The 16121-nt window shown below is 68.2% G+C and carries 15 protein-coding genes and 1 pseudogene; 2 read left to right on the forward strand and 14 right to left on the reverse strand.

Annotation, left to right across the window (positions count from 1 at the left end; genetic code table 11):
* Positions 1 to 67: 67 nt before the first annotated feature.
* The 10 genes from aroC to ABD243_RS16435 all read right to left on the reverse strand — a co-directional run bounded on the left by aroC (position 68) and on the right by ABD243_RS16435 (position 11221).
* A complete protein-coding gene (aroC, locus tag ABD243_RS16390; RefSeq protein ID WP_116767611.1) occupies positions 68 to 1267 on the reverse strand; it encodes a chorismate synthase in 1200 nt (399 codons plus the stop codon).
* Between the two features lie 26 nt (positions 1268 to 1293).
* Positions 1294 to 2190, reverse strand: a complete 897-nt coding sequence (locus ABD243_RS16395; protein WP_344367460.1) for a shikimate dehydrogenase — start codon at positions 2188 to 2190, stop codon at positions 1294 to 1296.
* The gene (gene mltG / locus ABD243_RS16400; protein ID WP_344367461.1) at positions 2187 to 3947 is read right to left on the reverse strand and encodes an endolytic transglycosylase MltG; all 1761 of its coding nucleotides are present in this window, start codon (positions 3945 to 3947) and stop codon (positions 2187 to 2189) included. The genes ABD243_RS16395 and mltG overlap by 4 nt, the downstream gene beginning before the upstream one ends.
* The gene (ruvX, locus tag ABD243_RS16405) at positions 3944 to 4528 is read right to left on the reverse strand and encodes a Holliday junction resolvase RuvX (protein WP_344367462.1); all 585 of its coding nucleotides are present in this window, start codon (positions 4526 to 4528) and stop codon (positions 3944 to 3946) included. Before ruvX ends, mltG begins: the two co-directional genes overlap by 4 nt.
* A gap of 12 nt (positions 4529 to 4540) precedes the next feature.
* Positions 4541 to 7219: an alanine--tRNA ligase gene (gene alaS / locus ABD243_RS16410; RefSeq protein ID WP_344367463.1), complete on the reverse strand. Its 2679-nt coding sequence runs from the start codon at positions 7217 to 7219 to the stop codon at positions 4541 to 4543.
* Between the two features lie 174 nt (positions 7220 to 7393).
* Positions 7394 to 7660, reverse strand: coding sequence for a hypothetical protein (locus ABD243_RS16415; RefSeq protein WP_237563479.1), 267 nt, complete (start codon positions 7658 to 7660; stop codon positions 7394 to 7396).
* 20 nt (positions 7661 to 7680) lie between these two features.
* Positions 7681 to 8055: a DUF948 domain-containing protein gene (locus tag ABD243_RS16420; RefSeq protein WP_091251846.1), complete on the reverse strand. Its 375-nt coding sequence runs from the start codon at positions 8053 to 8055 to the stop codon at positions 7681 to 7683.
* A 178-nt stretch (positions 8056 to 8233) separates the two neighbouring features.
* The gene (gene rpsD, locus ABD243_RS16425; protein ID WP_091251848.1) at positions 8234 to 8860 is read right to left on the reverse strand and encodes a 30S ribosomal protein S4; all 627 of its coding nucleotides are present in this window, start codon (positions 8858 to 8860) and stop codon (positions 8234 to 8236) included.
* Positions 8861 to 9060: 200 nt separating this feature from the next.
* Complete coding sequence (locus ABD243_RS16430) at positions 9061 to 9459, reverse strand: cupin domain-containing protein (RefSeq protein WP_344367464.1); 399 nt, start codon at positions 9457 to 9459, stop codon at positions 9061 to 9063.
* Between the two features lie 247 nt (positions 9460 to 9706).
* Entirely contained in the window at positions 9707 to 11221 is a 1515-nt protein-coding gene (locus tag ABD243_RS16435; RefSeq protein ID WP_344367465.1) for a replication-associated recombination protein A, read from the reverse strand.
* Between the two features lie 81 nt (positions 11222 to 11302).
* Between ABD243_RS16435 and ABD243_RS16440 the strand changes: the two genes are divergently transcribed.
* Complete coding sequence (locus tag ABD243_RS16440; RefSeq protein ID WP_344367466.1) at positions 11303 to 11950, forward strand: acVLRF1 family peptidyl-tRNA hydrolase; 648 nt, start codon at positions 11303 to 11305, stop codon at positions 11948 to 11950.
* Between the two features lie 94 nt (positions 11951 to 12044).
* Here ABD243_RS16440 and ABD243_RS16445 read toward each other — a convergent pair whose 3' ends face one another.
* From ABD243_RS16445 to ABD243_RS16460, 4 genes are all read right to left on the reverse strand, one after another.
* Positions 12045 to 12368 (reverse strand): 2Fe-2S iron-sulfur cluster-binding protein, encoded by a 324-nt coding sequence (locus ABD243_RS16445; protein WP_116767598.1) that lies wholly within the window; start codon positions 12366 to 12368, stop codon positions 12045 to 12047.
* 16 nt (positions 12369 to 12384) lie between these two features.
* Positions 12385 to 13638 (reverse strand): NAD(P)/FAD-dependent oxidoreductase, encoded by a 1254-nt coding sequence (locus tag ABD243_RS16450; RefSeq protein WP_344367467.1) that lies wholly within the window; start codon positions 13636 to 13638, stop codon positions 12385 to 12387.
* Positions 13631 to 14911, reverse strand: coding sequence for a cytochrome P450 (locus ABD243_RS16455; protein WP_344367468.1), 1281 nt, complete (start codon positions 14909 to 14911; stop codon positions 13631 to 13633). The genes ABD243_RS16450 and ABD243_RS16455 overlap by 8 nt, the downstream gene beginning before the upstream one ends.
* Before the next feature lie 263 nt (positions 14912 to 15174).
* Positions 15175 to 15882, reverse strand: a complete 708-nt coding sequence (locus ABD243_RS16460; protein WP_425547232.1) for an HNH endonuclease signature motif containing protein — start codon at positions 15880 to 15882, stop codon at positions 15175 to 15177.
* Here ABD243_RS16460 and ABD243_RS20960 point away from each other — a divergent pair.
* Positions 15857 to 16121: pseudogene (locus ABD243_RS20960) on the forward strand (hypothetical protein); the annotation flags it as partial. The gene ABD243_RS16460 and the pseudogene ABD243_RS20960 overlap by 26 nt on opposite strands.

Here is a 16121-nt window from a genome sequence, read left to right on the forward strand (position 1 = left end):
ACCGGTCCGAGGTGTTTTGCCGCGGGCTTCGCCGCGGCGGAGCGCCCGTCGGTGTTCCAGGCCGGCACTAGTGGCCGATCGAGTCCAGGGACGCCGGAATGTTGTCCAGGTAACCCTTGATGTTGCGGGCGGTCTCCTGAACGGAGTCGCCGCCGAATTTTTCTGCGACCGCTTCGGCGAGCACGAGGGCCACCATGGCCTCGGCCACCACGCCGGCGGCCGGAACGGCACAGACGTCGGAACGCTGGTGGTGGGCCTTGGCGGCTTCTCCCGTGCTGACGTCCACGGTCTTGAGCGCGCGGGGCACGGTGGCGATCGGCTTCATGGCGGCGCGGACGCGCAGGACGTCGCCGATGCTCATGCCGCCCTCGATCCCGCCGGCGCGGTTGGACGTGCGGATGATCTTGCCGTTCGCGTCCTTGACGATCTCGTCGTGGGCGGCCGAACCGCGGCGGGCCGCCGTGAGGAAGCCGTCGCCGACCTCGACGCCCTTGATGGCCTGGATTCCCATGAGGGCCGCGGCCAGGCGCGAGTCGAGGCGCCGGTCCCAGTGGACGTAGCTGCCGAGTCCGGGCGGGAGGCCGTAGGCGAGCACCTCGACGACACCGCCCAACGTTTCGCCTTCCTTGTGCGCGACGTCGACTTCGGCCACCATGGCGTCGGAGGTTTCGCGGTCGAAGCAGCGCAGAGGATCGGCGTCAAGGGCCAGCACGTTGGCCGGGACCGGCAGGGGCCGGCCTTCCGGCACCGCAACGCTGGCGATCGACACAGTGTGGGAGACGAGTTCGATCCCGAGCTGCTTAAGGAAGGCGGAGGCGACCGTGCCGAGCGCGACCCTCGTGGCGGTCTCGCGGGCGCTGGCACGCTCCAGGACCGGGCGGGCCTCGTCGAAGCCGTATTTCTGCATGCCGGTGAAGTCGGCGTGGCCGGGCCGGGGCCGGGTGAGCGGGGCGTTCCGGGCCTGGTCGGCCAGGACTTCCGGGGCCACGGGATCGGAGGACATGATCTGTTCCCACTTGGGCCACTCGGTGTTGCCCACCTGGATGGCGACGGGACCGCCCTGGGTCAGGCCGTGCCGGACGCCGCCGAGGATCGTGACGACGTCCTGTTCGAATTTCATCCGGGCGCCGCGGCCGTAGCCGAGCCGGCGGCGGGCCAGCGCCTCGCTGATCTGGGCGCTGGTGAGTTCCACACCGGCGGGCACGCCTTCAATTATTCCGACCAGTGCCGGGCCATGGGATTCTCCGGCAGTCAACCAACGCAACATAAATTCCATCCTGCCATGTCGGGAGCTTAGAACACCCGTCGGGGCGCCCCGACTGCGTCACACATCACATCTATGACTCCGGCCGGCATGGCCTCGCCCAGCCCGGTGAAGAGCCGCACCTGCTCCACTGCCTGGTAGATGAGCATTTCAAGGCCGGGGACCACGGCCCCGCCCGTGTCCTGCCAGACGGCGGCAATCCTGCTGGGCCAGGGATCGTAGGCGACGTCCAGGAGCACGCCGCGGCGTCCCGCCTCGGCGTGCCGGGGCGGCTCGGCCGCCAGTTCGCCGGCCAGCGCGTCCGCTGCGCGGGGCGGCAGCGTGGAGATGACGACGTCGGCCGCGGCCACCGCGGCGGCCGCGCCGGCGAGCGGAAGCACCCGGACGGGGAGTTTCACTGCCGCGGAGGCGGCCCGGGCCTCGGCGGCGCGGCTGACGTCCCGCACGAAGACATCGGCCGATGCAGCCCCGAGTTCTTTGAGCGCGGCAATGGCCGCCGCCGAGGTGCCGCCGCCGCCGAGCACGGCAGCGGTGGGCGCCGTGGCCGCACCCGCGTGCCGGAGCGCGTTGACGATGCCGGCAACGTCGGTGTTGTACGCGACCAGCCGGGTATGGTCAGCACTACCGCCGCCGGATTCGAAGGCGACGGTGTTGACGACGCCGAGGGCGCGTGCCACGCCCCGGACCTCGTCCACTTCGGCCACCATCGCGGTTTTCAGCGGCATGGTGACCGAGAGCCCCCGCCAGCCGCCGTCCGCTCGCGCTTCATCCCTGACCTGCCGCATGAATTCCGGCAGCGCGGCCTCCGTCACGTCGATGGCGGAGTACGCGAATTCCACGCCCAGGTGGGCGTAGGCAGCCCGGTGCAGCGCAGGCGACTTCGAATGGCTGATGGGATGCCCGAGCACGGCCGCCCGCAGCATCATACGCAGCGTCCCGGGTTGGCCGAGCACCACGCGTTGTACTGCTCCACGTAGCCGAGGTGCTCGGCCAGTGTCTTGGAGAACTTGGTCTCCTTGGTGTCCAGGTTGATGGTGACCCAGTAGAGGTAGTCATTGGTCTTGGGCTTGGCGGCGGCGTCGATCGCCGTCTTGCCGGGAGAGCCGATGGGCCCGGCGGGCAGGCCCGGGTTGGCATAGGTGTTGTACGGGTTCGACTTGTCCGCCTTCTGGGCTTCATCGATGTGGAAGCTCCGGATGCCCAGACCGTACGTGACCGTGGCATCGGACTGGATGAGTCCGTTGGTCTCGGTGTTGTTGGGCTTGAGGCGGTTATAGATGGCACCGGCGACGTCGCCGTATTCGGCCTGGCCGCCTTCAGCCTGGACGATGCTGGCGACCGTCACGACGTCGTACTGTTTGGCGGGATCGGTGATGCCCTGGGCCTTGAGCTCATCCAGGGTGGTGCCGACGAGCTTCTGCAGGATGTCCTTGGCGGAGGTCCCCAGGGGGAAGCGGTACTCCCCCGGGGCCAGGAAGCCCTCAAGGTTTTTGGCCTTGGCCGGGACGCCGAACTGCGCGGGCGCGTCGCTGAGCGCCTTCAGGTCGGGGACCGAAATCCCCGTGCCCTCAGATATGGCCTGGAGGGATTCGCTGATCCGCAAGCCGGCATTGAGTGCAAAGTACATCACCTTGCCCTGGCCCTTGTTGAGCAGGATGGCCACGGCATCGGAGTTCTTCATTTCCTGGCGCATCGTGAAGGTGCCCGGGCTCAGGGACCCGCCGGCGGCGTTGAACTCCTTGAGGAACGTGTCCGCGTTGGCCACGACCTTCTTCGATTGCAGATCGGTGGCCACGGACTTCGGCCCGGCGCCGGGTTCGACCGTGACGGTGACGTCGCCGGTTCCCGGTCCGGGGTAGTCTGCCGCGGTGTCGGCGCCCAGCAGCGGTTTGAGGAACTGGGCGCCGACGGCGATGGCAATAACGAACACGGTCAGCGTCAGCACCAGGGCCAGGAAGCGGCGCCGGCGGCGGATCTTTTTGGACGGAACCTTGTCATAGCGGATGGCTCCGGCCATCAGGTCGTGGCCGGCGTCGCTGTGGTCTCCGGCTTCCGGGTGCGCCTGGGCGTGGGCGTCGTCGTAAACATGGTGGGCCTCATCGTGGGGGTGCAGCGCGTAGCCGTCATGAGGGCCGGCATACTGGGCAGCCGCATCGTGGTGGCCTGCGTAGCCGTGCTGGCCTGCCGCCGCATAGACGGCGTCATCGTGGGCGGGCTCGTCATGGCCCACGTCCTCGCGGGCGGGCAGATCGCGGATGGGGATGATCTGCGTGAAGTCTTCGCGGGCGGGCTCTTCGCGGCTGAGGTGCTCGCGGGCGGGCTCTTCGCGGCTGAGGTGCTCGCGGGCCGGCACGTCGTCGGCAGCGATGTCAGGCACGGTTTCCTCGTGCACTGTCGGGGCGGATTCGGGGAGTTCCGGGGCCGTTTCGGGAAGTTCGGGGCCGGCCTGCGGCGGGACGCTCGCCGGCGTCGGGGCTTCTGGGTCTTGGGGCCGGATCCGGGCCGGCGGCGCGGGATCCGGCGTCGGGTCGTCCTGTCCCGTCTCAAAAGCCTGAGGCGGGATCACGCTGTGTCCCTGCGTCGCCAGGAGCTTTTCCCGGGCCCTGATCTCTTTGCGCGTCAGCGGTCGGCCGGCACCACTCAGGGCGTCACCGGAGGAGTCATCACTGTTGACCGGGCTCACTGTAGCCTTCCATGTTCTGAAGAGTGCGTCTGTACTGCCGGGCCGGTCTGTGCGCCGCCTCCGGTCGGCCCCGGCGCAGACTCCGCGTACACGCGGTTTCCGACCTCCGTTCCCCTGGCCTTTTGCATATCAATCGCATGTTGCAGAATACCTGCCGCCGCAACCTGATCAACTACTGTACGGTGATCGCGGCTGCTCATGCCAGCTTCGTGCAGGGCGCGGTGGGCGGACACGGTGCTGAGCCGCTCGTCGATCAGGCGCACCGGAATAGCGGATCCGGCGTCCTGCAGGGCACCGGCCAGCAGCCGCGCATACTCTGTGGCCATGCGGGCAGAGGCGTGCTCTTCGCCCTTCATGGTCCGCGGGAGTCCTACGAAAATCTCCACCGCGTCCAGCTCCCCTGCCAGGCCGGCCAGGATGCGCACGTCAGTGTTCTTTTTCACGTTCCGCTGCAGGGTGCGCAGCGGAGTCGCCAGGATTCCGTCGCGGTCACAGACCGCGACGCCCACGCGGACGGTGCCGACGTCGACCCCGAGCTTTACGCCCCGGGGATAGACGCCGGCTACAGCACCTTCAGTCATGTAGGGATCCGCTTATCGCCGGGAAATGGCATCCACGACGGCGCTGAGGGCAGCACCGACCTTGGCGGCGTCCGTGCCGCCGCCCTGGGCGACGTCGTCCTTGCCGCCACCGCCGCCGCCAAGGACTCCGGCGGCCAGGCGCACGAGGGCACCGGCCTTCACTCCGGCGGTCCGGGCCGCTTCGTTGGTGGCGATGAGGATCACCGGGCGGTCGTTGCTGACGCCCGCGACGGCGACGGCCGCGGCCTCGGAGCCGAGGCGGGTCCGCAGGTCCAGGGCCAGGCCGCGCAGGTCATCCGCGCCGCTGACCTGGCCGGCGTCGTGCGCAATGACCTTGATGCCGGCGGCGTCTTTGGCAGTGCCCACCAGCTGGGCCGCGGCAGCCGTGAGCTGCTCCTTGCGGAGGCGCTCGAGTTCCTTTTCGGCGGCCTTGAGCTTGGTCAGGGTGGTGGCGATCCGGTCCGCGAGGAGCCCGGAGGGGACCTTCAGCATTTCCGTGAGCTCGGTGACAAGGGCGCGCTCGGCGGCGAGGTGCCGGAAGGCGTCCATGCCCACGAAGGCTTCCACACGGCGGTTTCCCGAGCCGACGGACTGTTCGCCGAGCAGGGACAGGCTGCCGATCAGCGAGGTGTTCTCTACGTGGGTTCCGCCGCAGAGCTCGCGGGACCAGGCGCCGTCGATCTCCACGACCCGGACCTCGTTGCCGTAGTTCTCGCCGAACAGCGCCATGGCGCCGAGGGCCTTGGCCTCGGCGAGCCCCATGACTTTCGTTTCCACCCGGAAGTTGTTGCGGATGGCGATGTTGGAGACTTCTTCGATCTCGGACCGGGTGGCGGCGCTGAGGCCCTCGCCCCAGGCGAAGTCGAAGCGCAGGTAGCCGGCCTTGTTGAAGGAGCCGCGCTGCAGGGCCTCCGGGCCGAGGATCTGGTGCAGGGCCGCGTGGACAATGTGCGTGCCCGTGTGGGCCTGTTCGGCGGCGTGGCGGCGTTCCCGGTCGACGGCGGCCTGGACGAGGGCGTCCGAGCCGATTTCGCCTTCGCGGACAATGGCCTTGTGCACGCTCAGGCCCTTGATGGGACGCTGGACGTCCAGGACCTCGACGACGAAGCCGTCGCCGGTGATGAGCCCGGTGTCGGCGGCCTGGCCGCCGGCCTCGGCGTAGAACGGCGTCTCGGCCAGGACCAGTTCGATTTCATCGCCCGTGGAGGCCTGCGAGACCTTCTGCCCGCCGGCCAGGATGCCGCGGACCTTGGATTCGCCCTGGAGTTCGGTGTAGCCGGTGAAGACGGTCTCGCCCTGGGCGAGGAGCTCCTGGAACGCGCTGAGGTCGGCGTGGGCGCCCTTCTTGCCTTTCGCGTCGGCCTGGGCGCGCTGGCGCTGTTCGAGCATGAGTTTGCGGAACTCGGGCTCGTCGACCTTGAGCCCGGCTTCCTCGGCCATCTCGAGGGTGAGGTCGATCGGGAACCCGTAGGTGTCGTGCAGGGCGAAGGCGTCGGCGCCGGAGAGCGGCCGGCCGGCGGACTTGGACTCCTTGACGGCGTCCTCGAGCCGGGCCGTGCCGGAGGCGATGGTGCGCAGGAACGCCTTCTCTTCGGCGTAGGCGATCCTGCTGATGCGATCGAAGTCGGTCTCCACGATCGGGTAGACGCCCTTCATGGCATCCCGGGAGGCCGGGAGCAGTTCCGGCAGGCATGCCTTTTCGACGCCGAGCAGGCGCATGGAACGCACGGCGCGGCGGATCAGGCGGCGCAGGACGTAGCCGCGGCCCTCGTTGGAGGGGGTGACGCCGTCGGCGATCAGCATGAGGGCCGAGCGGATGTGGTCGGCGACGACGCGCATGCGCACGTCATCGGTGTGGTGCGGGTCCTCCGGCGTCTCGGCTGAGGTGTATTCCTTGCCGGAGAGCGCTGCAGCCTTGTCGATCACGGGACGGACCTGGTCGGTCTCGTACATGTTCTCGACGCCCTGCAGGATCATCGCGAGGCGCTCCATGCCGAGGCCGGTGTCGATGTTCTTCTTGGGCAGCTCTCCGGTGATGTCGAAGTCCACCTTCGAGCGGACGTTGTCGATCTGGTACTGCATGAAGACGAGGTTCCAGATCTCAATGTACCGGGTCTCGTCAGCGATCGGGCCGCCGTCGACGCCGTACGCGGGGCCCCGGTCGTAGTAGATCTCCGAGCAGGGACCGGCCGGCCCGGGCTGGCCGGTGGACCAGTAGTTGTCGGCCTTGCCCATCCGCTGGATGCGTTCGGCGGGCACGCCGGTGTTCTTCAGCCACAGCTCCTTGGCCTCGTCGTCTTCTTCGTAGACGGTGACCCAGAGCCGCTCCGGCGGCAGGCCGTAGCCGCCATCGGCCACGCTGGTGGTGAGCAGTTCCCACGCGAACTTGATCGCGTCTTCCTTGAAGTAGTCGCCGAAGGAGAAGTTGCCGCACATCTGGAAGAACGTGCCGTGGCGGGCGGTCTTGCCGACTTCCTCGATGTCGCCGGTACGGATGCACTTCTGCACGCTGGTGGCCCGCTGGTAGGGTGCCTCTTCACGGGCGGTCAGGTACGGGATGAACGGCACCATGCCCGCCACCGTGAACAGCAGGGAGGGGTCGCTGGAGACCAGGGAGGCGGAGGGCACGGCGGTGTGTCCCTTGCTGACAAAAAAGTCGATCCAGCGCTTGGTGATCTCCTGCGACTTCATGAGCTGATTTCTTACCCTTCAATATTCACTGCGGTGTGTGGCCCGCGGCTGTGCTGCGCGGGACAAGTTGGGGTCCGGCCCCGGTCCGGGCCCTGATCTTCCAAGACCTTTCGAGGAGGTGCCGAGGTGCCGGCGTGCCCGTGACGGGCACCGTACTTCCTAATTCTCTCCCGACTAGCGCCGGACTGCATCCCGGCGGGCAACGATGCCATCGGTGCCCGTGGCCAGGGCCGTGTCCACGCCGAGCGCGGCGCGGAGTTCGGCTTCCCGCTCGCCCATGCCTTCGCGGACGGCGTCGGCGAAGTCGTACAGGCCGTCGGCCAGACGCCCGACGGCCCGGTTGAGTCCCTCGGGCCCGACGGCGGACCGGGCTTCGGTGATCTTTCGGAAGGCGATGACGCCGATCGCGACGCCGATTCCCATCCAGATGATTCTGTTCATGTCAGGTTCTCCAGGTGGGCTTAGCGGCTACGGCGGCCGGTGGCGGGCTTTTTGCGGGCGGTGAACGCGGAGCGGACGCCGTAGCTGAAGGACGCCACCTTGATCAGCGGCGAGCCGACGGTGGCGGCCATGAGCGAGGACAGCGCCGAAATGTTGGCGGAAGCGTCGGAGACGTTCGAGGCGATGCCGTCCACCTTCTTCAACTGCTCGTTGGTGGTGGACACCGTGGCGGTGACTTCGTCCATGAGCGGGGTGGCTCCGTCGCTGATCGAGCGGATGGAGGTCCGGACTTCGTCAAACACTCCCCCGAGTTTCAGGATCGGCACGGCGAGCAGCAGGACCAGCAGTAAAAACACTCCAGCCGCGATCAGGCCGGCAATATCGCCACCAGACATAGACAATCATCTCCTTGAACTGCAGTGGATACCTGCTCGTTGCGTCGGGCCCCGACGGTTTCAGCCGGCGGTTTGAACCGGCAAGCAGGGCTGGCTCCCGGGGAACTCCCCCAAGTACCTTACATACAAAGAAGCCCGCGGCGCTTGCCACGGGCTTCTTTGGAGGTGTTGCGTTTATTTAGCGTGCGTAGAATTCCACGACGAGCTGCTCTTCGCAGGTCACGGGGATCTCGGAACGCTTGGGGCGGCGCACCAGGCGGGCCTGCAGGGCGTCAAGCTTGACGTCCAGGTAGGCCGGAACCATCGGCAGGACGTCGCGGTGAGCGCCGGCTGCTGCAACCTGGAACGGAGGCATGGTCTCGCTGCGGCTGTGGACGTGGACCAGCTGGCCCTCGCCGACGCGGAAAGACGGGCGGTCAACGCGGATGCCGTCAACCAGGATGTGGCGGTGCACAACCAGCTGGCGGGCCTGGGCGATGGTGCGGGCGAAGCCGGCACGCAGCACGAGGGCGTCGAGACGCATTTCGAGCAGTTCGATCAGGTTTTCACCGGTCAGGCCCTTGGTGCGGCGTGCTTCTTCGAAGGCACGCGTCATCTGGGCTTCGCGGATGCCGTACTGGGCGCGCAGACGCTGCTTTTCGCGCAGACGTACGGCGTAGTCGGAGTCCTGCTTCTTGCGGGCACGGCCATGCTCACCGGGGCCGTACGGGCGGCGCTCCATGTACTTGGCGGCCTTGGGGGTCAGAGCGATGCCGAGTGCGCGCGAAAGGCGTGCGGTACGGCGAGCACGAGTGTTGTTAGCCACTAGTGTCCTTCCAATATCTGCGGTGTGTCAGTGTTACTGGCCTCCACGATGGAGAGCATCGGCCAACCGCTGCCTTTTGCTACTGGGCACAGGGCAACCCTCACTAAACCGAAGTTTTCAATGGATTGTGCGTCCGTGCCTTGCCAGACAACGAACCAGCCTACCATGAAGGGGCCCACAGCCCGAAGCCAGTACCGAAGTCAGACCCTGGCGTGCACGCCCCGGCTGCCCCGCCGCCCGAATGACGCGGCCCCCAGGAATTCCACGGCCACGAACGGTTCCGGGCCCACCACCCACTCGTCATGACCCGGCGGGATCGCGTAGGTGTCGTTGGCGTGGATCGTGGAGCGCAGCCCTTCGGCCGTTTCGACCTCCAGCACACCGGAAATGCAGAAGCCCAGATGGTGGTGCTGGCAGGCGTCGGTCTGCTCGTAGGGTTTGGTGCTCTCCGACCACCGCCAGCCCGGGCCGAGGATCAACTTGGCCACCGAGTAGTCGTCCACGGTGCAGAGGTCGAATTCGGCCTTGTCCGGGCACCGCTTCCGGTCGGGCACATCAAAGGATTTGACTGCCATGGCTGTAACGAAATTAATGCTCATGGGACACTACCTGGGGACTGAGCGGGGACGCTCGCATTGGAAGACCTTGGATGGAGCGAAGCCGGCCGTCGTTCGGGGGTCCGGGTAATCGATTGCCGGCGGTGTGAGCCGCGCTGTCCCCTGCGCCGCACGGATGGTCAGCAGGTCAATGCTGGCGTATTTCCACGTTAGACCTCTTGGCCCCTATGTCAACGGCGGATTCCGGCGCTGAAGGGCGGCGCCAGAGCAGCCGCTGGTCAGCGACAGATCACGTGCCGCGGATGATCTTCCGGAGCCGCTCCAGCCGGGTGCCGATGTCCCGTTCAGCCCCGTTGGCGGTGGGTTCATAGTAATTGCGGCCCACGAGATCGTCCGGCGGATACTGCTGGGTGGCCACGCCATGCGGCGCGTCGTGGGAGTATTTGTAGCCCTTGCCGTGGCCCAGCTGCTTTGAGCCCGGGTAGTGGGCGTCGCGCAGGTGGGCGGGGATCCCGTTCCCGAGCCCCGCGCGGACGTCGGCGATTGCCTGGTTGATGCCCATGTACGCGGCGTTGGACTTCGGCGCGGTGGCCAGGTGCACCACGGCTTCGGCCAGGATGATGCGGCCTTCCGGCATGCCGATCAGCTGGACGGCCTGGGCCGCCGCGACGGCGGTCTGGAGCGCCGTCGGGTCTGCCATCCCGACGTCCTCGGCGGCGGAGATCACGATCCGCCGGGCCACGAAGCGCGGGTCCTCCCCCGCCTCGAGCATCCGGGCGAGGTAGTGCAGCGACGCGTCGACGTCCGAACCCCGGATCGACTTGATGAACGCGCTGGCGACGTCGTAGTGCTGGTCGCCGGCGCGGTCGTAGCGAACCGAGGCAACATCCAGCGCCCGTTCCGTGTGCCGCAACTGGATGGTCACGGGCTTCGGCGCAACAGCGCCGGCGGCGTCCGCGGTGTCAATGTCGGTTGCGTCAATGTCGGTTGCGTCAACGTCGGTTGCGTCAACGTCGTCCGCGTCCCCGAAGGCGACGCCGGCGGCGGCCTCGAGCGCCGTCAGTGCACGGCGGGCGTCCCCGCCGGAGAGCCGGACAAGGTGTGCCAGCGCGTCGGCGCTGAGCTCGGCTTTGCCATTCAGGCCACGGACATCCGTGACGGCCCGCTGGAGGAGGCCCTCGACGTCGGCGTCGGTCAGCGGCTTGAGCGTCAGCAGCAGCGAGCGGGACAGCAGCGGGGACACCACGGAGAACGAGGGGTTTTCGGTGGTGGCGGCCACAAGCACCACCCAGCGATTCTCGACGCCCGGTAGCAGCGCGTCCTGCTGGGCCTTGTTGAAGCGGTGGATCTCGTCGAGGAACAGGACTGTGGTGGTCTTGAACAGATCGCGCGCGGTCAGGGCCTCGTCCATCACGCGGCGGACGTCCTTGACGCCGGCGGTGATGGCGGAGAGTTCGACGAACTTCCGGCCGGGACCCTTGGCGATCACGTGCGCAAGCGTCGTCTTTCCGGTGCCGGGGGGACCCCAGAGGATCACCGAACTTGGCCCGGCGGGGCCGGTCGCGTCGGAGCCGGCGGCGAGCTGGCGCAGCGGGGAGCCCTGGCCGAGCAGGTGCTGCTGGCCCACCACGTCATCCAGGGTGCGGGGCCGCATCCGGACGGCGAGCGGACTCCGCGGCGAGCCGGCCCCGGCCGTGCGGGCACCGGAGCGGGCGCGGCCGGAATCGTCGGCGCCGCCGTTGTTGCCGCCGTCGTCGTCGCTTCCGTCGGCGTCGTCCCGCCCTGCGCCAAAGAGATCATCCACATAGATAGGCTACTTCTAGTTCAGGTCCGCCCTGCCACCCCTAAGCCGTCCCCCTTATCCCCGCAACGGAAGAGCCCGCCAATGCCCAGCCCCGAATCCCGTGTGGCCTTCGTTTCCGCTGCCCGGCTGCCCGGCTGGGTGGAGCGCTTTGCCTCAAGCCATGGCGCCCTGGTGGAGGAAGAGCTCGACGCCGGTCTGCAGGTGCGAGCCGCGGACGGCGCCGTGGCGCTGCTGCAGGCGCCGTGGCCCGTGGATGGCCGGCCCGGGCGCGGCGGCGACGCGGTGTCGCGGCTGGCGTCCCTGGCCGGGCAGCCCCGCAGCCTTGGCACCGTGCTGGTCCGCCGCGGCGGCTATTCGGTGGCGGTCGTCAGCGGCGGCGCCGTGGTCGCGTCCAAGACCGGCACCCGCCACGTCCAGTCGCGGACCGCTGCCGGCGGCTGGTCCCAGCAGCGCTTCGCCCGGCGGCGCGCCAACCAGGCTGATGCCCTCGTGGAGGCCGTGGCCGAGCACGCCGCGAGGATCTTCGCGGAGCACCGGATCGAGTACCTGGCGCCGGGCGGCGACCGGACGCTGGTCGACCAGGTCCTCGCCGAGCCTGTGCTGAAGCGCTACGCCGGCGTGGCCCGGCTGGCGTTCCTGGACGTTCCGGATCCGCGTGCCGCGGTCCTCAAGAAGGCTGCGGCGGAGCTGTGCTCGGTGCGGATCCTGGTGACGGATCCGGCGTCGTAGGAACCGGCGTCGTAGGAACCGGCGGCCGTTCCATCCCCCAATATATGCAGATGGAACGACGGCCTCGTCGCTATCCGGCGGCCGGACGCCGCGGCTATTCTTCGGGCGCCAGAGTGACGGTGACTCCGTTGAGGTCCTGGCTGAAGGCAAGCTGGCAGGAGAGCCTGGAGCCGCATTCCTGGTAGCCCTCGGCATCGACCAGCAACTCGAGTTCGTCCTCGCTGCGCTCGGCAAGGGTGTCGAAGACCTCCTTTTCCAGGAAGACGTGGCAGGTGGCGCAGGAGGCGGTGCCGCCGCAGGATGCCAGGACCGGGAGGTCGTTGTCCCGGAGGGCCTCCATCAGGGTCTGGTCCGGCTCCCACTGCAGGTCGTGGGTGGAGCCCTCGCGGTCGATCACGGTGAGTTTGTTGTTGCTCATGGTGGTTCCTTCGGTTTCAGGACGCTGCGAACGCGGCGTCGGTCAGTGGGGTGCCGGGATCGGCGGCGAGCAGCGGATCAATCCGTGTTTTCTGTGCGATCAGCTTCTTGGCCGGACGGAAGTCGGTAAGGCCTGCGATGGTGTCGACGGCGGCGAGGCGCCCGTCGCGGAGGTAGACCACCGAGAACTTGCCCTCCGCCGGGGTGCCGCGCACGATCACGTCGTCGTCGGGGTGCCGGACGCCGGCCGTCTGGAGCCGGACGCCGTGTTGGACGGTCCAGAACCAAGGGATCTCCGGATCCGCGGGGGCCTGGCCCGTGATGTCAGCTGCCACCCTGTCGGCCTGCGCCATGGCGTTCTGGACGCATTCGAGGCGCTGGCTGGCGCCGTCGATGGTGCTGGTGAAGCGCGTGACATCGCCCGTGGCGTAGATGCCGGGGACCGAGGTCCGCCCGTCGTCGTCCACGAGGATCCCGTCCTGGCACTGGAGGCCGGCCTCGGCGGCAAGTTCCTGGTTGGGCACCACGCCGATTCCGGCGAGGACGACGTCGGCCGGGTAGGCCGCGCCGTCGGCGGTGACGACGCGCTCGGCCCGGTCAGACCCCTCGACGGCGGTCACCGCGGCGCCGAAGACGAACCGGACACCGTTCTGTTCATGGAGCCGCTCAAAGAAGCGGGATACCGGCTCGGAGGTCACGCGGCTCATCACGCGGTCCTGGAATTCGAGCACCGTGACGTCGCAGCCTTTCGCGGCTGCGGCGGCGGCGACTTCCAGGCCGATGTATCCCGCGCCGATGATGGCGACCCGGGCGCCGGGGACGAGGGCGCGTTTGAGTTCAAGGGCGTCGTCCCGGGTCCGCAGGGCCTGCACCCCGGGGAGTTCCGCCCCGGGGACTGTCAGGGACCTGGCGCGGGAGCCGGTGGCGATGACGAGGCGGTGGTAGCCGTGGCGGCTGCCGTCGGACAGCTGGACGGTCCTGCCGCCCGGGTCGATGGCGTCGACGGTGAGCCCTGCCCGCCGGTTAATGCGCTTGTCGTGGTAGAACTTTTCTTTGCGCAGCACGGCGGACTCATCCGGAGCGCCGGCCTTCAGGAGTTCCTTGGACAGTGGAGGGCGTTCGTAGGGCGTCTCCTTTTCCGCTTCGAGCAGCAGGATGTCCCCCTCCCAGCCGCGGGATCGCAGTCCTGCGGCCACCGCGACTCCGGAGTGGCCGGCGCCGACGATGACGATTGGATTCAGGACGGACTCAGTGGGCTGCTGACTAGGCATTGAACTTCTCCAGCTCGACGTAAAGGTGTTCCGGACCTGAGTTGGTCAGGTTGTTGCCCCGGACGTATTCGATCGGCTTGTCTTTGTTGAGGGTCAGGGAGCCGAGCTTTGCGGCGAGGAGTTCCACCGTTACGACCGTTTCCAGCCTGGCCAGCGGGGCGCCGAGACAGCTATGCACACCGTGGCCGAAGCCGAGGTGGCCGTCGGTGTTGCGGTCGATGTTGAAGGTCTCGCCGTCGGGGTACTTGGCGCTGTCGCGGTTCGCCGCTGCCGGCAGCAACCGGACGATGGCGCCGGCAGGGATGCGCACGCCGGCAACCTCGACGTCTTCGGTGGTGATCCGGCTGGCGCGCTGCACCGTTCCGCGGAAGCGGGCCAGTTCCTCGACGAAGAGGTTCGCGTCGGCGGGGTTCTGCCGGATCCGGTCCAGCAGCCCGGGTTGCTCGCTGAAGACCCGGAAGGCGTTGGCCAGCAGGATGGTGGTGGTGTCATGGCCGGCAACGAAGACGAAAGCGCAGAGTTCCTTGGCTTCCTTCTCGCTGAGGAGGCCTTCCTTCCACATCCGGGCGATATGGCCGCCCACGGACTCGCTTTCCTCGCGGTAGAGCCGTTCCATGGTGCCCTTCAGGTACGCGAAGAACTCGAAGGTGCTCTGTTCGTCGGTTCCCGTGCCCTGCGCATTGCGGGCCAGCCTGCCGAAGTAGCTGAAGGTCTCATCCGACCAGAACTTCATCTTCTCGAAGTCCGACGCCGGGACATCCAGCAGGGCGCTGATGGTGGACATGCTCAGCGGGATCGCGTAGTCATCGACGGCGTCGCCGCCGCCGGCTGCGATCATCGGGTCCAGATATTTGTGGGCGTTCTCGCGGACCCGGTCTTCAAAGCGGGCGATCGCCTTTGGAGTGAAGGCCTGCGCAACGACCTGGCGCAGCCGCGTGTGGTTCGGGGCATCGAACAGGGTCAGGAAGGTCAGCGGCACCGGGTCCACCACTTGGGAGGAAAAGACCTTCGGGGCGCGCATGGCCTTGCGGACATCGTCATAGCGGGAGATGAACCAGACGTCCGAGACCGGCGAGGCGGCGCGGAGAACCGGAGCGTTGTCCCGCATCCATGCGTAGTGCGCGTACGGGTCACCCTGGGTTCCGTCGTCGACGACCTTGAACGGCGCCATGCCATCCGGCCAGGCGAGCTCATGGGAGTAAGGCGGCAGTGCGGCCGGCCCGGAGAGTGACTCGTCCACGGGCGTTAGTTCTGTGGTGGCGGCAGACATCATTGTCCTTCTTTCGTGCGTGACTGTCGTGGGTGACTCACGTGGGTGAATTCCCCGTGCGAGTCGACGTGATCCACGTCTCAATCAAGAGTGCCCACCGGCCACGCGTCGGCCCCATAGGGCTTCCGTTCATCGGTTGTGAAAGTCGCCCGGCGGCTCTTGTGCGCAGGCGAGCGTGACGGTGAAACCGGAGCCGATTGTCAGTGGCAGGAAGTGTGTCACCCCCGGGCTCGATTACCGCACTAAATTGACCCGCAACTGGTCGTTCAGGCGGATTGGTATAGGCCCCATTCGGAGATGGGGTCGTCGAGGGGGGCCGGCCAGCCGGGGTCGTCGGTGTTTGCGGCGGGGAATGGGTGCCCGGCCGTGAAGTGATGCCAGTCGGGGAAGGGATCCGGGGGCAGTTCCGGCTCGGGATCCGCGGGCACGCCTCGCTCCGCCCATGGGTCTGTGGCTGTAGGCGTGATCGGGAGGTGGGCCGGCCAGCGGGGCGGTTCCCAGTCCTGGCGCTCGCTCGGGTAATAGCGTTTTGAGGGTGAAATCCAGCCCGGCGGGCTCGTTGTGCTGGCCCCGCTCGGTGTCCAGGCCGAGGAGTGTTTGAGGCGGTGGTGTTTCGGGCAGGGCTGGCCCAGGTTGGAGATGCCGGTGGTGCCCCCGTCGGCCCAGGCCAGGAGGTGGTCCGCCTCGTTGTCCAGGGAATGGTTGTTACAGCCGGGGAACGGGCACCTGCCGTCACGGAGCCGGAGCCAGTGCCGCTGCGCCGCCGTCAAACGGTAACTGCTCCGCCCGATCTCCAGCGGCGCCCCGTCCCGGGGATCGGTCAGGACCCGGTAGAAGGAACCCGCGCCGCCGGCGACGAGGCGGCGGGCCATCGACGGCGGGATCGGCCCGTACCCGTCCAGGACGGCCGGTTCGTCCGTGAGGCCCAGCAGCGACAGGACCGGCACGGTGACCAGGACCTGCGCCCGCGGCACCGGAACACCCCCCGCCCACACACCCGCCCGTCCCGCCGCCGGCAAGTCCGCCGTTGCTGCCGCCGGCACGTCCGCCGTTGGTGCCGTTGGTGCCCCCGCCGGCAAGTCCGTTGGTGGTGCCGTCGCCGGCTGTTCGGGCTGTGGTCCCTGGGGTGGGGCCGGTGGCGTTGGTGAGGAGCCAGGTCGCGGCGATGTCGGCGCGCAGCTGGGCCAGGGTCCGGGTCTCGGCCGGGCCCTGA

The sequence above is a fragment of the Arthrobacter humicola genome (assembly GCF_039531445.1).
GTDB classification, from domain to species: Bacteria; Actinomycetota; Actinomycetes; order Actinomycetales; family Micrococcaceae; genus Arthrobacter; species Arthrobacter humicola.

What these genes read in the sequence shown, in the direction of transcription:
- ruvX (WP_344367462.1), bottom strand. Translation starts at nt 4,528, where the DNA reads ATGACTGAAGGTGCTGTAGCCGGCGTCTATCCCCGGGGCGTAAAGCTC.
- aroC (WP_116767611.1), bottom strand. Translation starts at nt 1,267, where the DNA reads ATGTTGCGTTGGTTGACTGCCGGAGAATCCCATGGCCCGGCACTGGTC.
- ABD243_RS16455 (WP_344367468.1), bottom strand. Translation starts at nt 14,911, where the DNA reads ATGATGTCTGCCGCCACCACAGAACTAACGCCCGTGGACGAGTCACTC.
- ABD243_RS16445 (WP_116767598.1), bottom strand. Translation starts at nt 12,368, where the DNA reads ATGAGCAACAACAAACTCACCGTGATCGACCGCGAGGGCTCCACCCAC.
- ABD243_RS16430 (WP_344367464.1), bottom strand. Translation starts at nt 9,459, where the DNA reads ATGAGCATTAATTTCGTTACAGCCATGGCAGTCAAATCCTTTGATGTG.
- ABD243_RS16395 (WP_344367460.1), bottom strand. Translation starts at nt 2,190, where the DNA reads ATGATGCTGCGGGCGGCCGTGCTCGGGCATCCCATCAGCCATTCGAAG.
- ABD243_RS16440 (WP_344367466.1), top strand. Translation starts at nt 11,303, where the DNA reads ATGCCCAGCCCCGAATCCCGTGTGGCCTTCGTTTCCGCTGCCCGGCTG.
- ABD243_RS16415 (WP_237563479.1), bottom strand. Translation starts at nt 7,660, where the DNA reads ATGAACAGAATCATCTGGATGGGAATCGGCGTCGCGATCGGCGTCATC.
- ABD243_RS16420 (WP_091251846.1), bottom strand. Translation starts at nt 8,055, where the DNA reads ATGTCTGGTGGCGATATTGCCGGCCTGATCGCGGCTGGAGTGTTTTTA.
- alaS (WP_344367463.1), bottom strand. Translation starts at nt 7,219, where the DNA reads ATGAAGTCGCAGGAGATCACCAAGCGCTGGATCGACTTTTTTGTCAGC.
- ABD243_RS16450 (WP_344367467.1), bottom strand. Translation starts at nt 13,638, where the DNA reads ATGCCTAGTCAGCAGCCCACTGAGTCCGTCCTGAATCCAATCGTCATC.